The 23,231-nt window shown below is 56.6% G+C and carries 25 protein-coding genes and 1 pseudogene; 12 read left to right on the forward strand and 14 right to left on the reverse strand.

The features are described 5' to 3' along the window. Positions 1-179 (forward strand): annotated as a pseudogene (locus ABLN94_RS20720) (electron transfer flavoprotein subunit alpha/FixB family protein); the annotation flags it as partial. 59 nt (positions 180-238) lie between these two features. On the opposite strand, the gene ABLN94_RS20725 reads toward ABLN94_RS20720, so the two are convergent. Next, positions 239-1,060, reverse strand: coding sequence for a DUF6473 family protein (locus ABLN94_RS20725; RefSeq protein ID WP_352996040.1), 822 nt, complete (start codon positions 1,058-1,060; stop codon positions 239-241). A 162-nt stretch (positions 1,061-1,222) separates the two neighbouring features. Between ABLN94_RS20725 and ABLN94_RS20730 the strand changes: the two genes are divergently transcribed. Continuing rightward, the gene (locus ABLN94_RS20730; protein WP_352996042.1) at positions 1,223-2,098 is read left to right on the forward strand and encodes a 3-hydroxybutyryl-CoA dehydrogenase; all 876 of its coding nucleotides are present in this window, start codon (positions 1,223-1,225) and stop codon (positions 2,096-2,098) included. Between the two features lie 68 nt (positions 2,099-2,166). Here the strand turns inward: ABLN94_RS20730 and ABLN94_RS20735 are convergent, their stop codons facing one another. The 7 genes from ABLN94_RS20735 to ABLN94_RS20765 are packed head-to-tail and all read right to left on the reverse strand — an operon-like array spanning position 2,167 to position 7,587. Then, positions 2,167-3,066 (reverse strand): lysophospholipid acyltransferase family protein, encoded by a 900-nt coding sequence (locus tag ABLN94_RS20735; RefSeq protein ID WP_352996044.1) that lies wholly within the window; start codon positions 3,064-3,066, stop codon positions 2,167-2,169. Positions 3,067-3,105: 39 nt separating this feature from the next. Further along, entirely contained in the window at positions 3,106-3,375 is a 270-nt protein-coding gene (locus ABLN94_RS20740) for an HPr family phosphocarrier protein (protein WP_170493925.1), read from the reverse strand. Between the two features lie 2 nt (positions 3,376-3,377). Then, positions 3,378-3,785, reverse strand: a complete 408-nt coding sequence (locus tag ABLN94_RS20745) for a PTS sugar transporter subunit IIA (protein WP_352996046.1) — start codon at positions 3,783-3,785, stop codon at positions 3,378-3,380. After that, positions 3,782-4,675: an RNase adapter RapZ gene (rapZ, locus tag ABLN94_RS20750; RefSeq protein ID WP_352996048.1), complete on the reverse strand. Its 894-nt coding sequence runs from the start codon at positions 4,673-4,675 to the stop codon at positions 3,782-3,784. The genes ABLN94_RS20745 and rapZ overlap by 4 nt, the downstream gene beginning before the upstream one ends. After that, positions 4,660-5,130, reverse strand: a complete 471-nt coding sequence (locus ABLN94_RS20755) for an HPr kinase/phosphorylase (RefSeq protein WP_352996050.1) — start codon at positions 5,128-5,130, stop codon at positions 4,660-4,662. The genes rapZ and ABLN94_RS20755 overlap by 16 nt, the downstream gene beginning before the upstream one ends. 4 nt (positions 5,131-5,134) lie before the next feature. After that, a complete protein-coding gene (locus tag ABLN94_RS20760) occupies positions 5,135-6,850 on the reverse strand; it encodes a sensor histidine kinase (RefSeq protein ID WP_352996052.1) in 1,716 nt (571 codons plus the stop codon). Between the two features lie 32 nt (positions 6,851-6,882). Then, complete coding sequence (locus tag ABLN94_RS20765) at positions 6,883-7,587, reverse strand: response regulator transcription factor (protein ID WP_352996054.1); 705 nt, start codon at positions 7,585-7,587, stop codon at positions 6,883-6,885. 347 nt (positions 7,588-7,934) lie between these two features. Between ABLN94_RS20765 and ABLN94_RS20770 the strand changes: the two genes are divergently transcribed. The 3 genes from ABLN94_RS20770 (at position 7,935) to ABLN94_RS20780 (ending at position 10,764) form a co-directional block, all read left to right on the forward strand. Next, on the forward strand, positions 7,935-9,533 hold the full coding sequence (locus tag ABLN94_RS20770; protein ID WP_352996056.1) for a phosphoenolpyruvate carboxykinase: 1,599 nt from the start codon (positions 7,935-7,937) through the stop codon (positions 9,531-9,533). A 364-nt stretch (positions 9,534-9,897) separates the two neighbouring features. After that, on the forward strand, positions 9,898-10,188 hold the full coding sequence (locus ABLN94_RS20775) for a hypothetical protein (protein WP_170493906.1): 291 nt from the start codon (positions 9,898-9,900) through the stop codon (positions 10,186-10,188). A gap of 33 nt (positions 10,189-10,221) precedes the next feature. Continuing rightward, positions 10,222-10,764, forward strand: a complete 543-nt coding sequence (locus ABLN94_RS20780) for a hypothetical protein (RefSeq protein ID WP_352996058.1) — start codon at positions 10,222-10,224, stop codon at positions 10,762-10,764. Here the strand turns inward: ABLN94_RS20780 and ABLN94_RS20785 are convergent. Beyond that, positions 10,761-11,525: a sulfite exporter TauE/SafE family protein gene (locus ABLN94_RS20785; RefSeq protein ID WP_352996060.1), complete on the reverse strand. Its 765-nt coding sequence runs from the start codon at positions 11,523-11,525 to the stop codon at positions 10,761-10,763. The genes ABLN94_RS20780 and ABLN94_RS20785 overlap by 4 nt on opposite strands. Before the next feature lie 145 nt (positions 11,526-11,670). Between ABLN94_RS20785 and ABLN94_RS20790 the strand changes: the two genes are divergently transcribed. From ABLN94_RS20790 to ABLN94_RS20800, 3 genes are all read left to right on the forward strand, one after another. Continuing rightward, the gene (locus ABLN94_RS20790) at positions 11,671-13,362 is read left to right on the forward strand and encodes an acyl-CoA dehydrogenase family protein (protein WP_352996062.1); all 1,692 of its coding nucleotides are present in this window, start codon (positions 11,671-11,673) and stop codon (positions 13,360-13,362) included. Between the two features lie 205 nt (positions 13,363-13,567). Further along, positions 13,568-14,122 (forward strand): hypothetical protein, encoded by a 555-nt coding sequence (locus tag ABLN94_RS20795; RefSeq protein ID WP_352996064.1) that lies wholly within the window; start codon positions 13,568-13,570, stop codon positions 14,120-14,122. Between the two features lie 43 nt (positions 14,123-14,165). Beyond that, positions 14,166-14,558 (forward strand): META domain-containing protein, encoded by a 393-nt coding sequence (locus tag ABLN94_RS20800; RefSeq protein WP_352996066.1) that lies wholly within the window; start codon positions 14,166-14,168, stop codon positions 14,556-14,558. Here the strand turns inward: ABLN94_RS20800 and recO are convergent. After that, on the reverse strand, positions 14,542-15,267 hold the full coding sequence (gene recO / locus ABLN94_RS20805; RefSeq protein ID WP_352996068.1) for a DNA repair protein RecO: 726 nt from the start codon (positions 15,265-15,267) through the stop codon (positions 14,542-14,544). The genes ABLN94_RS20800 and recO overlap by 17 nt on opposite strands. A gap of 652 nt (positions 15,268-15,919) precedes the next feature. Here recO and ABLN94_RS20810 point away from each other — a divergent pair. Genes ABLN94_RS20810 through ABLN94_RS20820 form a run of 3 tightly spaced genes read left to right on the forward strand, consistent with a single transcriptional unit; the run spans position 15,920 to position 18,628 of the window. Then, positions 15,920-17,539: a TadE/TadG family type IV pilus assembly protein gene (locus ABLN94_RS20810; protein WP_352996070.1), complete on the forward strand. Its 1,620-nt coding sequence runs from the start codon at positions 15,920-15,922 to the stop codon at positions 17,537-17,539. Next, the gene (locus ABLN94_RS20815) at positions 17,536-18,069 is read left to right on the forward strand and encodes a TadE/TadG family type IV pilus assembly protein (RefSeq protein ID WP_352996072.1); all 534 of its coding nucleotides are present in this window, start codon (positions 17,536-17,538) and stop codon (positions 18,067-18,069) included. The genes ABLN94_RS20810 and ABLN94_RS20815 overlap by 4 nt, the downstream gene beginning before the upstream one ends. A gap of 1 nt (position 18,070) precedes the next feature. Next, entirely contained in the window at positions 18,071-18,628 is a 558-nt protein-coding gene (locus tag ABLN94_RS20820; RefSeq protein WP_352996074.1) for a TadE/TadG family type IV pilus assembly protein, read from the forward strand. A gap of 228 nt (positions 18,629-18,856) precedes the next feature. Here the strand turns inward: ABLN94_RS20820 and ABLN94_RS20825 are convergent, their stop codons facing one another. Next, a complete protein-coding gene (locus tag ABLN94_RS20825; RefSeq protein ID WP_352996076.1) occupies positions 18,857-19,186 on the reverse strand; it encodes a DUF1491 family protein in 330 nt (109 codons plus the stop codon). Next, positions 19,183-20,091, reverse strand: coding sequence for a GTPase Era (gene era, locus ABLN94_RS20830; protein ID WP_352996078.1), 909 nt, complete (start codon positions 20,089-20,091; stop codon positions 19,183-19,185). Before era ends, ABLN94_RS20825 begins: the two co-directional genes overlap by 4 nt. Before the next feature lie 156 nt (positions 20,092-20,247). Between era and ABLN94_RS20835 the strand changes: the two genes are divergently transcribed. Next, complete coding sequence (locus ABLN94_RS20835; protein WP_352996080.1) at positions 20,248-21,624, forward strand: multicopper oxidase family protein; 1,377 nt, start codon at positions 20,248-20,250, stop codon at positions 21,622-21,624. A gap of 77 nt (positions 21,625-21,701) precedes the next feature. Here ABLN94_RS20835 and rnc read toward each other — a convergent pair whose 3' ends face one another. Both rnc and lepB read right to left on the reverse strand, forming a co-directional pair. Next, complete coding sequence (gene rnc / locus ABLN94_RS20840; RefSeq protein WP_352996082.1) at positions 21,702-22,382, reverse strand: ribonuclease III; 681 nt, start codon at positions 22,380-22,382, stop codon at positions 21,702-21,704. After that, positions 22,379-23,215: a signal peptidase I gene (gene lepB / locus ABLN94_RS20845; RefSeq protein WP_352996084.1), complete on the reverse strand. Its 837-nt coding sequence runs from the start codon at positions 23,213-23,215 to the stop codon at positions 22,379-22,381. Before lepB ends, rnc begins: the two co-directional genes overlap by 4 nt. Positions 23,216-23,231 lie beyond the last annotated feature (16 nt).

Here is a 23,231-nt window from a genome sequence, read left to right on the forward strand (position 1 = left end):
ATCTGTATGTCGCCGTCGGCATCTCGGGCGCAATCCAGCACCTGGCGGGCATGAAGGACTCGAAGGTCATCGTTGCGATCAACAAGGACGAAGAAGCCCCGATCTTCCAGGTCGCAGACTTCGGACTGGTCGCAGACCTGTTCCAGGCCGTCCCGGAACTCACCGAAAAACTCGGCTGAGCATAGGTTATGTCGTTTCGACGGAAAGCTACAAAGGCCCGCCAAAACGCGGGCCTTTTTCAGTTCACGTCCTGAATCGGCCCCAGCAGCGCGTCCGCGATGCTTCTATGCGCAGCCGGACCAATCATATGTTCGGCCATTGGCTGTTGCAGGGTGCCGAATAACATGTCCTCCAGCGCGTCAGATTGGCCGGATACATAGGTGGGCAGGTCGACACATTCTGCGCTGAACGGACGAATGGCTTCTACCATCTGCTGAGTGATCGCGACTCCGCTCCTCTCGACCGGATCGCCACCGTCTTTATTCTCCAAAACTCTCAGCGCCAGCAGAATGACCGGTGTATGCAACCTCTGCAGCAAGTTACTGATTTGCAGCACCCAATTGCGGCGCAACTCCTCGACCACAGCTTCGAAACGAGCGTCCTGATGTCCCTGTAACAGGCGCATCAGGTGGCACACAAAGTGTACGTCGGTAAAATCTACCTCGGGATAAAGATCGATGAGATCCGATCTGGGGGCCAACACCCGATCATTGCGACGGGGGTGGACCTGGTAAAAATGATTCGACTGACGCAGAACATCGGGTGCCTGCAGAATGCAAAGCTCGGCCCCATTCAGCAGCTTGAAGAGGCCTTCGTCGCGACACAACGCTTCAACACCACAGAAAAGGCTGCCCAGGTTTAGACAACGCCGATCCAATCGCTCTTCGAGAATCGCAGCGTAGGGACGCTCGACAAATCGTCCGTAAGTCTCGTCCCCACCGGTACAGACCATATAGCCCGAATCCAAGGACCGCTCCGGCCCACGAAACCAAAGACGTGATTCACCGTATTGACAAACGGCATGCCCGGCACCAGCCGAGCCTGTTTGATGATAGCTCATATCACTCACCCATTTTTCACCCGGTTGCCATCTTGCAGCCCATTGTCTTGAGAAAGTCCTAATGTGCGCATTTGAAGCAAATTCGATGGGCCTGATCCCCTTGCCGCCCCCACCAATCTGCCGGTAGTGTCCCCCCAGTCCCGAGACACAGAGGCATCAAACATGGACGTAAAATCAGTCGGAGTGATCGGCGCAGGCCAAATGGGCAACGGTATCGCCCATGTTCTGGCCTTGGCGGAGTATGACGTTCTGCTGAATGACGTAAACCAGGACGCACTGGATGCGGCCGTGGCCACGATCGAAGGCAATATGGCACGTCAGGCCTCGCGTGGGAAAATCACAGATGAGGCGATGCAGGCCGCGCTCAAACGGATTCAAACCACTCTGGCGCTGCCAGAGCTTGGGCAGACGGATCTGGTGATCGAAGCCGCCACCGAGCGCGAAACGATCAAACAGGCGATTTTCGAGGACCTGCAGCCACATCTACAACCGCATACAATTCTGACATCGAACACCTCGTCGATCTCGATCACCCGGCTTGCCAGCCGTACGGACCGGCCAGAACGATTCATGGGTTTTCACTTCATGAACCCGGTGCCGGTCATGCAATTGGTCGAGCTGATCCGCGGAATCGCCACAGACGAAGAAACCTTTAAAACCTGCAAGTCCGTAGTCGATCGCCTTGGAAAAACGGCCGCCAGCGCCGAGGATTTCCCCGCTTTCATCGTGAATCGCATTCTGATGCCGATGATCAACGAGGCGGTCTATACCCTCTATGAAGGTGTCGGGAACGTGCAGTCCATCGACCAGTCGATGAAACTAGGTGCGAACCACCCAATGGGTCCGCTGGAGCTGGCGGACTTCATTGGCCTGGACACTTGTCTGGCGATCATGAACGTGCTGCATGACGGTTTGGCGGACACCAAGTATCGACCCTGCCCGTTGCTGACCAAATATGTCGAGGCTGGATGGCTGGGCCGCAAGACTGACCGCGGATTCTATGACTACCGTGGCGAGGTACCGGTTCCGACCCGGTAGGAGCCCCCCCTCGCCCGGATTTCATCCGGGTTCACCCACGAGATATTTTGGCCCGGTGAAGAGCCGGATCAGCGTTTAAGCGTTTCGCCCAGTGCCATCGTGTGCTTTCTGAGCCAGACCATAAAGCCGCGCGGGTCGCGTTCCAGCAACTGCATGTCCTCGTCGGAGATTGGATCACCGATTACTGGCGACTGTGGTTTGTTGCAGGAGCGAACGATCTCGTGCAGCAGAAGTCCCTGCCGCAGGATCGGAGACAGCTTGTTGGCGATCTGGTAGGCGCGCGAGTTACGACCTGGGAAGAAGATCGGCACCACGCGGGCACCAGAGCGGCGGATCATCTTGGCCGTGAACACGTTCCATTCACGCTCAAGCGCGGGGCCGAACCAGTCATCCGAGGACATCACGACCCCCGACGGGAACAGGGCCACGACGCCCCCTTCCTTCAGGTGTTCCATCGCCTTGCCGCGCATTTCAAGCATCTTGCTCTGCGCCTCGGGGTCATGGGGGAACGGCACCGGGATCATGAAAGAGGTCGCTGCCTCATCCAGCCCAGTCAGGACGGATCGGGTCAGGATACGATAGTCGCTGCGCACTTGCCCGATCAGCTCGGCGAGAATCATGCCGTCGACCATACCGTGCGGATGGTTCGCAACCACGACCACGGGGCCAGTTTTCGGTATACGCGCGATCTGCTCTTGCGGCGTGGTCAGGTCGATGCCCATCGTTGCAAGAGCACCGCCCCAGAACCGCTGACCACGATAATATTCGTTTTTCTTTTCGAACTTGTTGACCATGCGGAGAATGGTCAACTTGCCAGTGCACCATTCGATGGCGCGGATGGCCGTCGAAGTCCAGGCATCATCGAACGAGTTCGCATAGGTCAGAGTTCTACGGTCGTAGATTTCGCCCTGATCCGCTGTCCCATCCACTATCGGGCCTGTCTTGGTCTCGTGCGTAGTTTCCGCCAATTCCTGGTCTTCCCGTTCTTCACCGCGCTGCTGATGGGGTCAGTACCCTTCCCCGAACTTGTCGTTCACCAAGGTTTCCAACGCATCAGCCAACGCCTCAGCATCCGGTCCGGACGTCTCGACGTCAATAGTCGTTCCGCGCGATGCTGCCAACATCAAAAGGCCCATTATGCTGTCGCCCGATGCGGAAAATCCGTCTTTGGACACTTCGGCCTGCGCATCAAAGCCCTCGACCACCTCAACCAGCTTGGCCGACGCACGGGCGTGCAGGCCCTTTTCGTTAATGATTTTCAAGCTTCGAATGGTCATTCTTAATCTGTCCGGTCTTCTTCTAATGTCACATTTTGCGCATTGATGTATTTGCGTCCAGCTTCCATCGCCTGCCGAACGGCATCCGCGATGGGCAAGTGGCGAGATTTAGCCAGTTTAATAAGCATAGGCAGATTTGCACCGTAAAGGATACGACGATCCTGTGGCGCGCAGGCGCGTAGGCTCAGATTCGAAGGGCTGCCCCCGAATAGATCGGTCACGACGACCACGCCATCCCCGACATCTACACTGTCGGCCGCTGCACAAATCTCGGCCTGTTTGGCATCTCGATCATGATCTGCTTCGATCGAGATCGCAGCCAAACCGGTTTGCTGTCCGACCACATGTTGCATAGCAGCCAAGTATTCCTTGGCCAGCCCACCATGTGCTACGAGTACGATCCCGATCACTCCGGCCTCACATTCAACGATCGACGTTCCATTTCGCGGTGCCTAATTGCCACTTGCTGCCCCCCTTCCGCAAGAGCCTTTGCAACCGCCTCGGCCATGGTCACCGATCTGTGTTGTCCGCCGGTACAACCAAAAGCCACGGACAGGTGCGCCTTGCCTTCGGCTCGGAAGGCCGGCAACAGCAGCGTAAGTAAATCGACCACCCGTTCAAAAAACGGCGCGTAATTTTTATCCGACTGAACGTAGTGCGCCACATTCGGGTTTCGACCATCTTCTGCCCGCAATTCCGGACGCCAGTACGGATTGGCCAAAAACCGGCAATCGAACACCATGTCCAACCCGCGCGGAAGGCCACGTTTATACGAGAAAGACTCGATCGAGACTGCCAGGTGCCGCCCGCCTTGTGGAGCGAACCAGCGCTCGACCTCTTCGCGCAGCTGATGGACATTCAACGGGCTGGTGTCGATCAGAGTATCCGCAATCTCTCGGATCGGCGCCAGCAGCTCTTTTTCTTGCCGTACGCCGGTTTCCGGGCTGGCATCAGAGGCCACAGGGTGCCTCCGTCGGGTTTCAGAGAAGCGGCGTAGCAGCACCTCATCACTGCAATCAAGGTATAGCGTCGCCAGATCGACATGCTCCATCCGTCGCAGCCGGATTGCGAGTTCGATGAAGCCGGTGGTTGAGAAATCGCGGTTACGTGCGTCGATGCCCAGCGCCATGGGGCGATCACTTTGTGGGCCATCTAGCAGACGCGCCAATAGACCCATGGGAAGGTTGTCGATGGCTTCAAAGCCCAAATCTTCAAGAACCCGGATCGCCGTTGACCGACCTGCGCCCGACGGGCCGGTAACCAGAACAATGCGCCGTTGCGAGGTCATGTGCTGGGCCATTCCGGATCTACACGTCCCATCTTTAATAACTGCATGAGTGCTTCTGCCAAATTGGGGATGCCCGCCGCCCTTAGCAAGGGAACAGTTTGCCTCAGCACCTCAGTCGTTATCGGTTCAGGCAGGCGTTCCGTTTCGGTTTGATCAAGATCCACCACATAGCTGACCGGCGTTTCACCTGCGGGGTCCGCACGAAGCAACCCAACGCCACGCGCTTCGATCAGGCCGCGGATGTTGGGGGCTGCGTCTGCCATGATCCTACCTTTGTCCATCCGAAGAGCCACCCGGTCATCAGCAACCAACCCCGCTCCAAGCGCCATCATCCGCAGCGCCAGCGCGGATTTCCCTGCCCCAGAACGCCCCAGGATCAGCGCACCCTGCCCATCAACGGCAACACATGTTGCGTGGAGAATGGCACTGTCCTGTTGTCGACTATCCGAGAGGGTCTGACCACTCATGCGATTACACGGGCAATCCCACGACAAAGCGCGCGCCTTGCGGGTCGGACGTGATATCTGCTTCGGTCGGGCGGATATTCTCGGCCCAGATTACGCCACCGTGAGCCTCGACAATCTGCTTTGAAATCGCCAACCCCAGGCCCGAATTGTTACCGAAATGTTCGGCTGGCCGCTGCGAATAAAAGCGCTTGAACACTTTGGTCAATGCCTGTTCCGGGATGCCGGGGCCAGTGTCTTCGACCACAACCAATACCCGGTCTTCGCGCCGCCGCACCCAGACGCGAATGGCGTCACCCTCCTCGCAAAAGGAGATGGCGTTAGTGACCAGATTGACAAAGACCTGTGCCAGGCGCGCCTCCAGCCCGTTCACGATAATCGGTTGAGGCGGCAAATCGGTGATGTATTCGATCCCCTTCGAACGGGCATCTTCGCCCAGATACTGGCCGATATTACCCAGCAACTTCAGCAAATCGAAGGGCTGTTCGTCTTCTTTAACCAACTCAGCATCCAAGCGCGACGCGTTGGAAATGTCGCTGACCAGGCGGTCCAGACGCCGCACGTCATGCTCAATCACACTCAAAAGCTTTTCGCGTTGGTCGTCCCGCTTGACCATGCGTAGTGTACCAACCGCCGATTGAAGGCTGGCCAGAGGGTTCTTAATCTCATGCGCCACGTCGGCGGCGAACTGTTCGTTGGAGTCAATACGGTTATAGAGCGCTGTCACCATCCCCCGTAAAGCACGACTCAAACGGCCGATTTCATCCGGCCTTGCGCTGAGGTCCGGAATACGAATTCGACCCGGATTAACGCCCGCGCCGCGATCTTTGCCCATTTCCGCAGCCGACGCGAGATCGGCCAGAGGATTGGCGATTGTCGACGCCAGTACGAGGCTTAAGCCAATGGAGACCAACAGCGCCACGACAAACATCTGCAGAATGCGCTCTTGCTCGCGCCGGGCAATGGCATCGACCTCACCCGCGGGTCCGGACATAGCCACTGCACCTACAGTTTTTCCGTCCAAAAGCACGGGTGCTGCAGCGACGATGACAGTCTGGCCAATTTCGTCCTGAACGGCCCGTACCTGCATATGGCCCTTCAAAGTCAACGGAACGATCTCTTGCACCCGCTGGGCCAGTGTTGGCGTGTCACCGCGAACAGATCCGGCGAAAATCCGGGACAGCCCTGTCCAGACCGCGTTCAGGGCGTCACTGATCAACGTACTGCCGGTCGGAACCTCAGCCTCGGTTTGTATGAGAATCGGCATTGGAGATGAGGCAGATGCCCCGCGCGTCCAGCCAATCAACGTACCACTGGCATCATAGACAAAGACTTCACCACCGTCGGGAAGGCTGAGGCCCGCAAGCGTGTCTTTCACGTCCAGCGCTGTCGCGTCTTGGGCGACCCCCGACTGTTTCTGGCGCAGTTGAGCCTCAAACACGTTGGTGACCAGCCGCGCGTCTCCGATCAAGTTGCGCGCAGCCTGCTGGACCTGCTCACCGCGGGAATCGTCAAGGTACAGCAGCCCCATTACGAGAATGATCAGTGCCGCCAGATTAAAGGTGATGATCTTGCGCGCCAGCGGTGAGCCGCGCAACGAAAACAGGTTACGGCGGCGCGAGGCGCGCAATTCGGCTGACTCGGGATCTTGCGGGATGACCCAGTCATCCCCAAGAACGATATCACCGTCCCGCAATTCGCTGGCTTGTTCCGTATCGCGCACGAGACCCGAATACCCCTTTTAAGCGGCCACGCTTATTCTTCGTTGTACCTGTATCCGATACCATAAAGCGTTTCGATGGCCGAGAACTCAGGATCTGCCGCACGCATCTTCTTGCGAAGACGTTTGATGTGGCTGTCGATGGTCCGGTCGTCGACATAGACCTGATCGTCATAGGCAACGTCCATCAACTGGTCCCGGCTTTTGACAAATCCAGGTCGTTGCGCAAGCGCCTGAAGCAACAAAAACTCGGTTACGGTCAGCGAAACATCAGTACCTTTCCAACTAACCGCGTGGCGCAGGGGATCCATTCGCAACTCACCACGCTCCATCACTTTGGTGTCGCCGGTATTGGCGCTGGTTACATCACCCGCAGTTGCCTCTTGCCGACGCAGCAGCGCTCGGATGCGTTCCACCAGCAAACGTTGAGAAAAGGGCTTTTTGACATAGTCATCCGCCCCCATGCGTAAGCCCAGCACCTCGTCGATCTCATCATCTTTCGAGGTTAGAAAGATCACCGGCATCTGGGTTTTCTGCCGCAGCCGCTGCAACAGGTCCATGCCATCCATACGCGGCATCTTGATATCCAGCACAGCCATATCCGGCAGTTTTTTGTTGAATGCGTCCAGGGCCGCTTGCCCGTCGTTATAGGTTTCGACCTCGAATCCCTCGGCTTCGAGTGTCATGGACACGGACGTCAGAATGTTTCTGTCGTCGTCCACCAATGCAATTTTTGACATCGGGATTACCCCTATTCCTGCTCACTCATGCAATATTTCGCTTATTAGTAGGGCATTTTTGGCGTTTTTATGTCTGCGAATCAATCCGTATCTGCGAATCGTGCGATTGTTGTCACACAGCTGCGGCAAAAAAGCCGTTAATGCGCTCGGAAAAGAGCCTTGATTTCCAGCAGGAAATTGTTGGTGGCGCTAAACTTGAACTTGGTTGCGCTAACTAAGCCAAACCTACCTGTTCATGCCCCAAACGACCGTGATAAGACGCGCCCAGCCGCCGGATTTTCCCGGCACACTGCCCCAAGAGCGCATCTGGCCAGATCGCCGACGCGCCGCCACAGGAGAAGAAACGCATGACATCTGGACGGGTTAACCCGCAATTCCGCCTCGAAGATCAGGGCATCGAGGGTCTGGGCAATGTCTATTACAACTTCATGGAACCGGCGCTGATCGAAGAGGCGCTGAAGCGCGGCGAAGGCACACTTGGCAACGGCGGAGCCTTTCTGGTCACCACCGGCAAGTTCACAGGCCGCTCCCCCAAGGATAAACACGTCGTCAAGACCGACAGCGTCGTCGACACCATCTGGTGGGAAAACAACGCCGAGATGAGCCCGGAAGGCTTTGACGCGCTGTATGAAGACATGCTGGCTCATATGAAAGGCCGCGACTATTTCGTGCAGGACCTCGTCGGCGGAGCCGATCCGGCCTATTCGATCAACGTACGCATGGTCACCGAGCTGGCTTGGCACAATCTGTTCATCCGCCATCTGTTGCGCCGTCCGGATCGTGAGGATCTGAACGAGTTCATCGCCGACTTTACCGTCATCAACTGCCCCAGCTTCCAGGCCGACCCGAAAAAGCACGGCTGCCGCAGCGAAACAGTGATCGCGCTGAACTTTGACCGCAAACTGATACTGATCGGCGGTACCGAGTACGCAGGCGAAAACAAGAAATCTGTCTTCACCCTGCTGAACTACATGCTGCCGGAAAAAGGCGTGATGCCGATGCACTGCTCGGCCAACCACGCTGTTGGAAACCCGGTCGACACCGCTGTGTTCTTCGGCTTGTCCGGCACCGGCAAAACTACCCTGTCGGCTGACCCTTCGCGAACCCTGATCGGGGATGACGAGCACGGATGGTCGGATCGCGGCACCTTCAACTTCGAAGGCGGTTGCTACGCAAAGACGATCAACCTGAACGCCGAGGCCGAACCGGAAATCTACGCGACTACCAGCAAGTTCGGCACTGTGATCGAGAACATGGTCTTCGATCCCGAAACCAAGGAACTGGATTTCGACGACGACTCGCTGACCGCTAACATGCGTTGTGCCTACCCGTTGGAGTATATCTCGAACGCGTCCAAATCCGCGCTGGGTGGCCATCCCAAAAACATCATCATGCTAACCTGTGATGCGTTCGGTGTTCTGCCTCCGATCGCACGGCTGACCCCGGCACAGGCTATGTACCATTTCCTGTCGGGCTTCACCTCGAAGGTAGCCGGCACCGAGCGTGGTATCACCGAGCCCCAGCCGACCTTCTCGACCTGTTTCGGTGCGCCGTTCATGCCGCGTCGCCCCGAGGCCTATGGCAACCTGCTGCGGGACAAGATCGCTCAGCACGGTGCAACCTGCTGGCTGGTCAACACCGGCTGGACTGGTGGCGCCTATGGCGTTGGCTCACGGATGCCGATCAAGGCCACCCGCGGGCTGCTGACGGCAGCTCTGGAAGGGTCGCTGCGCGATGCCGAGTTCCGCAAGGACGCAAACTTTGGCTTTGACGTACCGGTTTCGGTGCCCGGAGTAGCCGAGGTTCTGCTTGATCCACGCCGCACCTGGGATGATCAGGCCGCGTTCGACAAACAAGCCGAGAAGTTGGTACAGATGTTCGCTGAAAACTTTGAGCAATACCTGCCCTTCATCGACGAAGACATCAAAGCTGTGGCAATCGGCTAAACGGAAAAGGGGGGGCGCCTTCGCCCCCCATTCTTTTGAAGCGACTCATTGGGTCGACTTCCCGCCATAGTTGCATAATGCGAAAAGCGTGACAAATACGTTGCTCGGCATGCTTGGTTCGGATATTTTCCGACACCATTAAACGCAATAAGCCCGGCGCTATCGCACCGGGCAGGAACTGAAAAGACCTTTGGGTGGCTCGAGCAAACTCTCACATCAGCAAATTGAACCACCTAATGAGATGAGTAGTGTAAGGCAAAGGGGATCTGTGTCAATATGAGACTTTTCGACGACCACTAGGGAAGCGATACCTCATACTTTGTCGCCTGACAGGGACAAAGGGCACGTTATTAACAGGTAGACTATGACCGAAATCTCAAAACTGACTGAATTGCGCAAACTGATGCAGAGCATGGAGCGAACGCTGGGGCTTGAGCAGCTTTCTCCGGTAGAGCGCGATATTTATTACGCGGCCGAAGAACTTTCGAAATCCGACGAAGAAGTACGTACATTCGGGCTGATCGAACACACTTTAGTTCAAAGTGTCTCGCGGCCGACATTTTTCCGCGCGCTGAAATCACTGGTTCAAAAAGGGTATCTGTCGCAAAGCGGCACCGCCAACCGGGGTCGGTATATCGTTCATGCCCCCAGGTAACGCCTCTAACCTGCGCAGTGGTGGCTGATACTCGTGCGCAGTTGGGCTACTGACACGCTCTATGCCTCTTTGGCCTATGTCGTTGCATCTTACCTCACGTTTCAGGTTTTGATGCCGCTGCAGAATGTGTTCTTTCCTGAATATCCCAGTCGGGCAAGCCTGCTGTTCCTGCCGCATGGTGTGCGGGTTCTATCGGCATGGCTGTTGGGTTGGCGAGCAATATTCGCACTGTTACCTGGCGTCTTTCTGGTCTTTGCCTTCTTAGGCGGCAGCGACGTGTTCCTGCCCAGCCGGTTGCTGGCCATGGTGATTGCCGTAACAACGGTTCCTGCCGTGTTCTACCTGTGCAAGTGGGCGGGATGGGACCTGTTCCCACGGTCGGATCGCAAGCCGTGCTGGTCCTGTGTCATGGGGGTCGGGATCATCACGTCCTTCTTGGTTGCAGGCCTGACCAATCTCGCCTTTGGCAGTGCAAGAGTGGAATATGTAGCCTATCTGATCGGCGATATCTCAGGCCTGTTTTTCCTGATGCTTGGGTTGTATTTCACTTTCCGGATCGCGGACAAGCGCGGTTAACCCATCAGGCTACGCCTCAAAAGGTTCACACCCGCGACCAGCAAAACAAGCAGCGTCACCTTGCGAAACACCTCTTGATCAATTCGCGATTGCAACCTCAAACCACCCCACATTCCCGCAAGGGCCGGGGCGATCAAAACAGCCGAGAACGGTGCTGTTTCTGCTCGTAGAATGCCGGAACCAAGATGCGCCAGCATAAGCGCGACGGCTCCCAACCCATAGATCACTCCCTGCAAACGCATCTGCGACGCTTTGGGTGTGTTCAACGCGGTTAGGTAGGCAACTGTCGGCGGCCCCCAAATGCCGGACATACCGCCGACAAATCCTGCAATCACGCCAATCGTTGCTTCGATTCGTACAGAAGGACCGCTAAGGCTCAGCCGAACACCCAAGACCTGTATCAGCGCGAAGAACGTAACCGCTACGCCAATAATCAGCAGAAAAGTTCGAGCGGGCACGACGCTGACAAACTGAGCCCCCAGCAACAGGAACACCAGCCCCACAATCAAGTAGATACGAAACTGCTTGATCGCTGACACGGCAGCCGGAACACCCTCACGCAGGGCCTGGACACTGTTTGTCGCCAGTGTCGGCAGGATCAACCCGGCAATCGCTAGATCGGGCGGCAGGAACATGCTCAGCCCCGAGACAAAAACCATCGGCATGGCAAACCCGACCATGCCTTTGACCCATCCCGCCAAAAAGGCGACCAGGGCGGCAAGCAAAATGTCTTGCGGAGTTAGTAGTGAAAACAAAGTCATGCGAACGTGATAGCACTCTTAGCGAACGCTGCACCGCAAAATCGCAAAAGAAATTTTCGAACTATTTCGTGGCGTAATTCGTATTTTTGTTGCGCTGCACGTGCAGCATGATATGACCAGACGACACCAGAGAAGGACCCGATTCATGGCCCATGACGGACAGGATATGACCCAGATGACGACATCCGCGATTTTGCCCGACCTTCTGACAATGACGCGTGCGGTCCTGCCCGCGGTGGAAACAGTGTTCGAACGCGCCCGCGCTTCCGTCCGTGAGATGGTTACCGAAGACGGCCGTGTCTCTGGCGCGCTGATCGAAGCGCATCAGACGGCAGCCCATGGTCTGGCTTGGCTGGCGACATACAACCAGTCTCTGCAACAGATGCAACGCTGGGCCGACGCTCTGGACACTGAAGGTAAGTTCGGTGAGATCGAGCAACTCCTGCACCAGATCGCGTTTGGCGAATACCTGCATCAGGTCGCGGGCGGCATACCAATGAACCAGGGCGAGGTCGTGCGCCTACAGGATATGGGCCTCGGCTGGGACGCGCTGGCCGGCTTCCAGAGTAGCGAAGTACAGACGCTGATGGCACAGGCCAATTCTCAGGCCGCGCGCACCCGTCTGGTGGCTCTGATGGAGGATCAGGCCGGTGCTACCATGTTCGGCGCATCAGGTCTGGATGAAGAGCTTGAGATGATCCGTGACCAGTTCCGCCGCTATGCTCAGGAAAAGGTCGAACCCAACGCCCATGAATGGCACCTCAAGGACGAGCTGATCCCGATCGAGATTATCGAGGAATTGGCTGAGATGGGTGTCTTCGGCCTGACCATTCCGGAGGAGTTCGGCGGCTTCGGCCTGTCCAAGGCCTCGATGTGCGTGGTCTCCGAGGAGTTGTCGCGCGGCTATATCGGCGTCGGCTCGTTGGGCACCCGGTCCGAGATCGCGGCCGAACTAATCATCGCAGGCGGCACTGATGAGCAAAAAGCCAATTGGCTGCCGAAACTGGCCAGTGCCGAGATTCTGCCCACTGCCGTGTTCACGGAACCCAACACCGGATCAGACCTTGGCAGACTGCGCACCCGCGCGGTCAAAAATGCAGATGGTGACTATGAAATCACCGGCAATAAGACGTGGATCACCCATGCGGCGCGGACCCACGTGATGACCCTGCTGGCCCGCACCAATCCCGACACCACGGATCACCGTGGCCTGTCCATGTTCCTGGCTGAAAAGACACCGGGCACGGACGAAAATCCGTTCCCCACCCCCGGCATGACCGGTGGCGAGATCGAGGTTCTGGGCTATCGCGGTATGAAGGAATACGAACTGGGTTTTGACGGCTTCCACGTTAAAGGTGAGAACCTGCTTGGTGGCGAAGAGGGCAAAGGCTTCAAACAGCTGATGGAGACCTTTGAATCCGCACGCATCCAGACCGCTGCCCGCGCCATCGGTGTGGCCCAAAGCGCGCTGGATATCGCCATGCAATACGCGCAGGATCGCAAGCAGTTCGGCAAATCTCTGATCAACTTCCCACGCGTTTCCGGCAAACTGGCAATGATGGCGGTTGAGATCATGATTGCGCGCCAGTTGACCTATTTCTCGGCCTGGGAAAAGGATCACGGCCAGCGTTGCGACCTTGAGGCTGGTATGGCCAAACTGCTGGGCGCGCGCGTGGCCTGGGCAGCTGCGGATAACGGTCTGCAGATCCACGGCGGTAACGGCTTTGCGCTGGAATACAAGATCAGCCGCGTCCTGTGCGACGCGCGCATTCTTAACATTTTCGAAGGGGCTGCTGAGATTCAGGCACAGGTCATTGCACGGCGCTTGCTGGGCTGACCGATTTCGGCGCTCCTGTTTCCCCAACTGACCCGGCTTCGCGCCGGGTCATTTTCTTTGAATAGTTGGTCTAAGCCAGCTTGAAGCAGCAGTTGCACCTCGATCAGTTGTGATCCGCCGACACTGAAACTTTCCCTTTGAATTCGCCCTTAACCCGGATACAGCAGCCAACAAAACAGGCGCGATACACACGGTTGGCAGCAGAATGAGCAGAAAACTACTCGTACTTTGGGCGACACTTGCAGCCCTCACCCTTGGCGCCTGCACCACCACACTGCCAACCGCCAGCCAGAACGATATCGACGCTTTGGCCCAAGCCATCCAAGCCCTTGGACCAGAGGTTGACCCGGCCGAAGCGCAAGAGGCCGCAGCCATCTCGTACTCCTATTCCCAGCGTCTGGCGCAAGAGTGGAATGTCTCCGACCCGGCCATCATCCACAACGCCAAGGTCATCAACGGATTTCGGGAATATGGCCTCTGCAATGACTGGGCTCAGGCCATGACCACGCGCCTGAAACAGGAAAACTTCCGCACACTGGACCTTCACTGGGCGACCTCACCGCCGACGCAATTCCGGATCATCCACCACTCGGCCTCGGTCAGCGCCAAGGGGGATTCAATGTATGACGGGATCATCCTTGATCCGTGGCGCAACAGCGGCGCGTTGCACTGGGCGCCCGTGCGGGAAGACACCAAATACAACTGGCGTCCCCGCCTAGAAGTCCGTGAAGAGTTGCTGAACGGAAAGCTGCCCTACTAACGCATCGCTTTCGGCTGCCGTTCGAATACGCTAAGAGCGGGAAATGTCACGCCTGATACTGACCCTGCCTTTGCTAGCCCTGTTCCAATGCAACAAGGACGAAACAGTCGCCGCCTATGGCGCTGCAGACCAAACTTGGGCACTGCAGGAAATCGACGGACAGCCCTTTGAGGCCAGCGCGCTGCTACATTTCCCGGAAGAGGGTAAGATCTCAGGTAACGCCCCCTGCAATAGCTACAGCGGCACTCTGGACGCGCCTTACCCTTGGTTCGGGATACAGAATTTGACCGCAACCCGTGCCGCCTGTGCCGGGCTTGAGGCCGAAGGGATCTACTTTGCCGCCCTCATGGCCATGACCCAGTCCGAAGTGTCAGGCGATGTGCTGATCCTGCGCAACGAGGCAGGACATGAGATGGTGTTCACAGCCGCCGAGTAAATTGATCCACATACCGCGCTCGTGCCTCGGGCAAGGGATTGTGGCCCAGTGAGGGGGCCAGGCGATGTTCCAGAAAATAACCGGTGGTTTGTAGCCCTTGTGCGATTTCCACATCCGGCGCCGAGCCCTCTCCACGTAGACAGGGGGGCAGTGGCAACAGCTTGTCTGCCCACTCTCCCGCGCCGTCAGTGCTGACCGCCCGTCCGGTCTTGGGCGAGACATAGATAAGTCCACTGGTAGCTCCTGTAACCGCGCAGGCAGACAGATCGAGGCCAAACCCAAGTTCCTCAAGCAGCGCCAGTTCCCAGCGCAAATAGGCCAGCGGCCAGATTTCGTCTTGTCCCAGCAGGTCCATTAGCTGTTCCGTCTGTTTGTAGATCGCCGGATGAGGTTCTCGTTCTGGCAGACAGAAGGACAGCAAGGCCACCACAGCATTCAGCCCCGCCAGCGCCATCCGCCCGGAAAACGCCGCCGCCGCGCGGGACCGCAGGGGTTCAACCTGAAAGGTCCCAATATGCTCCTCCAGCCGAGCCCGCCAGAGAACATCCAACTGAGCGCCCGGTTGCAGGATGGGCGCGATCTTGCGACTGGTCCCACCTCGAACCACGCCAGCATGGCGACCGTGGCTTTCGGTAAAGACTTCGATAATTGCCGCCGTCTCGCCGTGCCTGCGAGAAGTCAGAAGTATGCCGTGATCTCGCCAGTCCAAGAGTGGGTCCTGTTGGTGATTGTAATCAACCTCCACTACCAGATCGTGCTGACCACCATTCTGCAAGCCTTAAACGTGTTTATCGAAAGGCGTTGAGTCAACAGGTAGGTTCGAAGGTGCGGCGCAAAGCCTGCTCAGCGGACAAAGTCGTCATCCTGGTCATGGCCATGGAAGGTAATTTACTTACAAAAATTATACCGGTCGATTGGTGAGTTGGTAGCAGGTGCCCCGGCAGTTAGTGTGGTAATTACTGAGAGCGACCCAGTTGGAGTGGTTGGCCCGATTTTACTAGTCCGGTTTGATTGTTAGTGCATGACTGGTCACTGGTCCATCGGGACAATAGTTTCTGGTGGGGGCGGACGATAACCCAATGCGCTGTGTGGTCTCTTGGTGTTTTTGTGTTTTCTCTTATTGAGAGTAAAAAGGATCCGGTCTGCTCGTCAGAAACAAAAAACAAAAAATAGAATTAAACATTTTTCTGAATCACTCTACTCACCCCTTTCCAAATCCATCTTATCGAACTCAAAACTGTTTATTTTGAGTTAATAATTGGTTTATCTCCGGTAATTTAACCGCCTATTTTGCACCAAAATAAAGACGAAATTCTCCGCTACGTTATCCCCTCATTCTTGGCTGCTACCTGGAGAACACCATGACCGATATTCTGCCTCCGAAAGGTGCACGGCAATTTCGCCGTGAGGAGAATGGTTCTCTAACCATTTTCGCCCTCTTTATGTTTCTGGCCATCGTCGCTTGTGTGGGCATCGGCATAGATTACATGCGCTATGAGCGGGAACGAGCAAACTTGCAGTACACGCTGGACCGGTCTGTTCTGGCCGCAACGGACCTTGATCAAAAGATGGAACCAAAGTCCGTCGTCCGTTCATACCTAGAAAAGGCAGGCCTTCTGGAACATGAGGACAGCATCGAAGTGGTTAGCAGCACTGGTTATCGAGAGGTGTCGGCGACAGCCACGTACGAGATACCGACCCAATTCATGCACATGTCCGGTGTCGATACACTGGCCGCCCCCGCGGCAAGCGCCGCCGAGGAAAGCCTCAGTTTGGCCGAAATCTCAATTGTCATGGACTTCTCGACCTCGATTGATCTGCCAGCACTGAAAACCGCGACGAAAAGCATGATCACACAGATGGGATCTAAAGCCGGGGACTGGAACAAAGGTGTTTCATTCTCTCTGATCCCATATTCCAGCCAAGTTAACGCTGGCGAAGACTTGCTGAAATACTACAATCTCGACCGCTTCCATGGCTACTCGCACTGTGTCAACTTTGTCGACAACGAATTCAGCAAACCTGATCTTTCTCTGACCAGTGTGCTGGAACAAACGGCACATTTCGACCCTTACACAATGACGAAAGAACCGATTGGGCATCCTGTCTGCCCAATCCGCCCTGGATCGGCGATTCTACCATTCCAAAACGATGAAGCAGTGCTTCATGCCTACGTCAATGGCTTAACCAAGCTCAGCACTCCCGTGGTGGACGAAGACTCCGGCCTGGACAATGGGGCGAATTGGGGCCTTATCCTGCTGGATCCCGGCACACGACCGGTCATCCAGAAACTCGCCACCCCCAAAGACAAAGGTGGTGACGGTATCGTTCCGGAATCATTCAACGACCGCCCCATGGATTACAAAGGTAAAGCTCTCAAGGTTCTGATCCTGGTTTCCGACGGGGACAATACTGATCAGCACATGCTGAACCCTTCGATGCGCACCACCATGTCAGATATCTGGTACAACGAGGACGCCGATAGTTTCTCGGTCTACCAGTCAAATGGCAACCCCAACTACTGGTGGCCGCACGACAATAGCTGGCAGGATCACCCCTACGGCAATGGAAACTCGCGTTGTACGAGCAAAGGCAGTAAAACGACATGCGTGGAAGAAGCCGAACCCGGCAACGCTGTGCAGTTGTCCTACGTCGAACTGCTGAACCTCGTTTCCTTGGAACACATCGAACACAACATCTTTACCCAGTCGAATAGCGCCTATGGACAGTGGGAAGGCAAGGCGTTCAGCAAGAAAAGCGCGGTCGCCAAGGATCAGCGCCTCAAACACGTGTGCAAGGCCGCCAAGGATGAGGGGGTGATTGTCTTTAGTGTAAGCGTCAATGCCCCGGCGAATGGCCAAGATGTACTGGAAAATTGCGCAAGCTCCGCCAGTCATTATTATGAAGCGTCGGCCGTTCAACTCACGGATGCATTTACCTCGATCTCGTCCTCCGTCCGTATGCTGAGGTTGACACAATGACACGTAAGTTGATTTCCGCTCTGGCCAAGCTCCGTCGACAAGAAGACGGAAATGTGACCCTCGAGTTTGCTCTCGTCTTCCCGGCCATCATGTTTTTGGTGCTCTCGGGATTGGAGCTTGGCATGGTAACGCTGAAACACGCGCAGCTAGAGCGTGCCGTTGATCTGACCGTGCGCGACATTCGGCTGAACACTGGCGTCGATCCACAACATAACGACATCAAGGCTCTCATCTGTAGCCGCGCCAGTTTTATCAAAAATTGCGAAACCAGCGTGCGCCTGGAAATGATCCGGCAGGATCCTTTTGCCGCCATCACAGTGCCTTCTGTCCCTGACTGCACTGACCTCTCGGAAGTGGCCCGCCCCGTGCGGACTTTCCAAAACGGCCTTGAGAACGAGTTGATGGTCCTTCGGGCCTGCGCCAAGATCAACCCCTTTTTCCCAACATCCGCAATGGGCAAGGCATTGGTCAACGAAGAAGGTCAGTATGCCCTGACCGCTACAACCGTCTTCGTGCAGGAGCCTAACTAGTATGATGATCAAGCGATTTTTGACCCACCGCCCGAAACGTTTCCGGTCACGGGAAGACGGCTCGATTGCCGTAGAGGCAATCCTCATTACCCCAATGCTCTTTTGGGCGCTCGCGGCGGGATATACGTATTTCGACGCCTACAGGCAGAGCGCGTCGAACATCAAAGCGGCGCATACGATTGGTGACCTGATTTCCCGCGAAACCCGGGAAATCAACAGCGCCTACATCGACTCGATGGAAGAAATGTTCAGATTGATGGTGAACAATCAGGACGATCTGAATATCCGAATTTCGTTAGTACTTTACGATGAGGCCGAAGACAGCCACTCGGTGAGTTGGTCTGCAATTCGCGGTGGATATACCGAAAAGCTGACACCCGATAATATTGGTCAATATAAAGATGCTCTGCCCCCGATGTCGGATCAGAACACACTCATCTTGGTCGAGACGTCCAACACGTTTGTCCCCCTCTTTAAGGTAGGCTTGGGCGACATCGAACTGGAAAACTTCATTTTCACCCGACCACGTTTCGCAAACAATATTAAAGGGAACGTCTAGTCACTGAAATTTGCAGCACCCCAGAAGATATGAAAGCTTGGTCGCAGAACCTCTAGCACGAGGATGTCATTGCTACCTTCAACAGTTATGTAACCGTGCTTCTGGATCGACAGGCATGTCTCTTGAAAACTCTGATTGCAAAAGGTTCTGATGTGATCGAGTGATGTGTGAAATAGATATTTGATCTTACATTCCGCTTTGGGCTCAGAGCAGCCCTTCACAGGGTTTCTACTCCAACCCCTCTTCCCCCAGCAGATGCCGTCCCAGTCGGTCTTCGACTTCGATCACCCAGAGGTCAGGATCAAAGCTGCGCTGGCGTCGGATGGCGCCGTCCACCTCGGCCTCGGGGCCGCTGGAGAGTTCGACCCATTTGCGCTCGCCGCTCATCAAGTCAAAGCTGCGCTGGAACGCGACCGCCTGCCCGTCCAGCGTGTTCAATTTGACAAGCACCGCGCCTGCCGTGTCATCGCCGTGTGCTAAGACAAAGGCCGGGATGTCCTGAAACCGCAGCCGCGCCAGATAGGCGTGGACCCAGAATTCAGCCGTTAGGCGCGTCATGCGTTGCCGTCTTTGAAATCCAGCCCCATTTCCGAATAACGCTCGGATTCTTCCAGCCAGTTTGGCCGGACTTTCACCTGCAGGAACAGGTGAACCTTGCGGTCGAGGAACTCTTCCAGCTCGGCCCGAGCCGCCTGACTGACCGCCTTGATGGTCTCTCCGCGTTTTCCCAGCACGATACCTTTGTGACCGTCGCGCATAACATAGATGATCTGATCGATCTTGGCCGATCCATCCTTGCGCTCTTCCCAATTCTCAGTCTCAACAGTGAGTTGATAGGGCAGTTCCTGATGCAGGCGCAGGGTCAGTTTTTCGCGAGTCATCTCTGCGGCAATCATGCGCAGCGGCAAGTCAGCGATCTGATCTTCGGGATACAACCACGGACTTTCGGGCAGTTCCGAGGCCAGCCACTTGCGAAGATCATCAACGCCGTGGCCCTTCTCGGCCGAAATCATGAAGGTTTCGGCAAACGGGTAGCGTGCGTTCAGGTCACTGGTCAGAGCCAACAATTTCTCGCTCGGCACCTTGTCGATCTTGTTGATGGCCAACGCGATGGTGCGGCCCTGCCCGATCTCTTCCAGGCCTTCGAGGATACGCTCAACCCCTTCGGTTATGCCGCGGTGCGCTTCGACCATCAGCACGACGATATCGGCATCCGCAGCCCCACCCCACGCTGCGGCCACCATGGCGCGATCCAGACGGCGGCGAGGTTTGAAGAGGCCCGGCGTATCAACAAAGACCAGTTGCGCATCGCCCTCCATCGCCACGCCGCGGATGCGGGCGCGGGTGGTCTGAACCTTGTGCGTCACGATTGAGACCTTGGCCCCAACCATGCGGTTCAAAAGGGTGGATTTGCCTGCGTTGGGCTCTCCGATCAGGGCGATAAATCCGGCGCGTGTGGTCATGTGTCCTGCGATCCTGTTTGCAAGTGCGCACCCCTATAGCAGAAAGCCACGGCGGGCCAGAGGGATTTGTCGCATTGCGGCCATGCGTCAAAGATGCAAGCACCATTGGGTGCCACGCCAAAACTAGCCAGGCGATCACCCTTCCATGAGGTCGATATGAAACGACGTGAGTTTCTACTGGGCAGCGGTGCCACTGCCGGAGCACTGGGTCTGGGCGGTTTGGGGCTGGCTGAGGGTGCCCCAGAACTGGTTGTCCAACCCGCCAGCTTTGCCTTACGAGGTCAGATGACCTCCGGCATGGTCAGCCTGACACCGAACGCCCCACCTCCGGTTCTGTATGGAAAGCAGGGTGAAGTCATGCGTCTGCCGGTGCGCAACACTCTACCTGATTATACCGCGATGCACTGGCATGGGATGCGTATCCCCAATGGGATGGACGGGGTGCCCTATCTGACACAGATGCCGATCGGATCGGAGGAAGTGTTCGACTATGAGTTCACATCTCCGGACGCGGGGACTTATTGGTATCACCCGCATTGCATGACAATGGACCAGATGGCCCATGGACTGACCGGTGTGATGGTGATTGCCGAGGCCGACGACCCCGGCTTCGACAGTGAACAGGTGGTCAACCTGCGCGATTTCCGGTTGGATGACGCGGATCAATTCCTGCCCGCCTATACGGCGCGCGGCGCGGCCCGAGCAGGGACATTTGGCAACGTACAGACAGCGAACTGGCTGACCGAGCCGCATTACGAACACGCGGCGGGCAGTCTGGTACGGTTGCGGGTGGTCAATACCGACACTACCCGCATCTACAAGGTTCATCTGAACAGCGCTAAGGCTCGAATAATCGCTTGGGACGGTCACCCGGTTGAGGTTGAAGTCCCGATGCCGAGTGCCGATGAGCCTTTGCTGATCGGCCCCGGTCAGCGGGTGGACTTTGCGGTGAAGATGCCAACTGATGAGGGGCAAACCGTTGATCTCGTGGCCAAGTTCCCCGGTCAAAAGCATAGGGCTATGACCCGCCTGCGTGCAGTAGGAGCTTCGGTTGCACGCGATCTGCGCGAACTGCGCCCCCTGCCAGCAAATCCGGCGGCCAAACCCGACCTGACAAAGGCCGAAGTTCATGAATTCGTCTTTGGCTGGACGCCCGAGGGCGGGCAACCAAACAACGGGTTTTGTGGATCTCTGGGATATAACTTCTGGTCGATAAATCGAACACCGTGGCCCGGCGATGCGGCTCAAGGGGTCGGCCCCTTAGCGACGTTGGAACAGGGCAAAAGCTATGTGCTACGTTTACGCAACGAGTCACCGAACTTGCACCCGATCCACCTGCACGGTCTGGTTTTTGTACCTTTGAAGTCTAACTTGCGCAGATTGCCCCCCTTGCTGACAGATACAATGCTGTTGCTGAAGGACGAAGTGGTCGAGATCGCTCTGGTCGCCGACAATCCCGGCGACTGGGCGTTTCATTGCCACGTGATTGAACACCAGAAAACCGGGCTGACCGGATTTATTCGCGTGGTCTAAGTTTCGAATTAGTGGCAATTCGACCGTGAGGGGGCCAGCATCCCGAGATTATTCTCCAGATGAAAAGCAGATCCGAGTTACTTTGGCAGATCGTTCAGCAAGGCTTTTGCGGCTGCCTGTTCAGCTTGTCGTTTTGATCCGGCTGTTGCCTGTGCCTCGGTGCCGTCTTGCAGACGGGCGGCAATGGTGAATACCGGTGCGTGGTCGGGACCACTGCGCTTGATTTCCACGTAGGATGGCGGCTTCTGCCCTCGCGCCTGCGCCCATTCCTGAAGGGAAGTTTTAGCGTCGCGCGCGTCAGCTTCGACGGTGTGAATGCGATCACCCCAGAGCGCCAAGATCACGTCGCGCGCGGCTTCAAACCCGGCGTCGCGGTAGATAGCTGCGATGACGGCTTCCATCGCGTCACCCAAAAGCGCCTGTTTTCGTCGGCCGCCAGACAGCATCTCGGACCGCCCGAGTTTCAGAACGGCCCCAACGTCGATCTGACGGGCAACATCGGCGCACGCCTCTTTACGGACCAGAGCGTTAAATCGGGGGGCAAGCTGACCTTCAGACGCCTGTTTGTCAGCCTCCAACAGCGCGGTCGCCATGACAAGGCCCAGAACACGATCCCCAAGAAACTCCAGCCGCTGGTTGTCCGGCCGAGTGGCAGAGGAAACCGAGCCATGCGTCAGCGCGCGCACAAGCAGTTCGGGGTTGGCGAACTCATACCCCAAACGTTTCTGGAACGCTTTTATCTCAGCTGAAAGCTTCAATTGATTGCCTTAAAGAAACGGTCGCCGCGCCAGGTCCAGAAGAACAGCATCGACCGACCCGCGGACGAGAACATGATCCGATCGGCGCGTCCGATCAGGTTTTCATAAGGCACATAACCGACCCCCCCAGCCGATTGCGGCAGGCGACTGTCGCTGGAGTTATCGCGGTTGTCACCCATGAAGAAATAGTGGCCTTCGGGCACAGTGTAGATGCCCGTGTTGTCCGCGCCTTGATTGCCGATATTCAGGACATCATACGAGACACCGTTGGGCAGGGTTTCGATGGAGCGGGATTTTTCGCACACACCGCCAATTCCCACAGGACCATTCTCGCAGCGCGGGCGCAAACGTTGCGGCCCCTGCGGTTCGGCAATCTCGGTGAATACACCATCGGGTTTCTGCGGAACCGGGGTGCCGTTCAGGATGATCTGCCCCTCGCGAACCTGAATGCGGTCACCCGGCAAGCCGATCAGACGTTTGATATAGTCGCGTCCGGTGACCGGATGGCGGAAAACAATGACGTCGCCTCGCTCGGGCTCGCCACCCCAGATGCGGCTATTGTCGCCTTTCATCCAGCCACAGATATCCTCGGCATCGATGTTCAGACCGACGCTGGGAACAATCAGGCTGGGGCACGAAGCGTAGGAATAGCCATAGGCCATCTTGTTGACGAACAGGAAATCACCGATCAGCAGGGTCTGTTTCATTGAGCCTGAGGGGATCCAGAACGGCTGAAAGAACAGGGTGCGAAAAACGCCCGCAATCAACAGGGCGTAAACAATGGTTTTGATCGTCTCCCACACGGGATTTCCGGTTTTGACGTCCTCGGCCATACTGCTCTCCGGTCCT

This window comes from Ruegeria sp. SCP11 (assembly GCF_040329455.1).
GTDB classification, from domain to species: Bacteria; Pseudomonadota; Alphaproteobacteria; order Rhodobacterales; family Rhodobacteraceae; genus Ruegeria; species Ruegeria atlantica_E.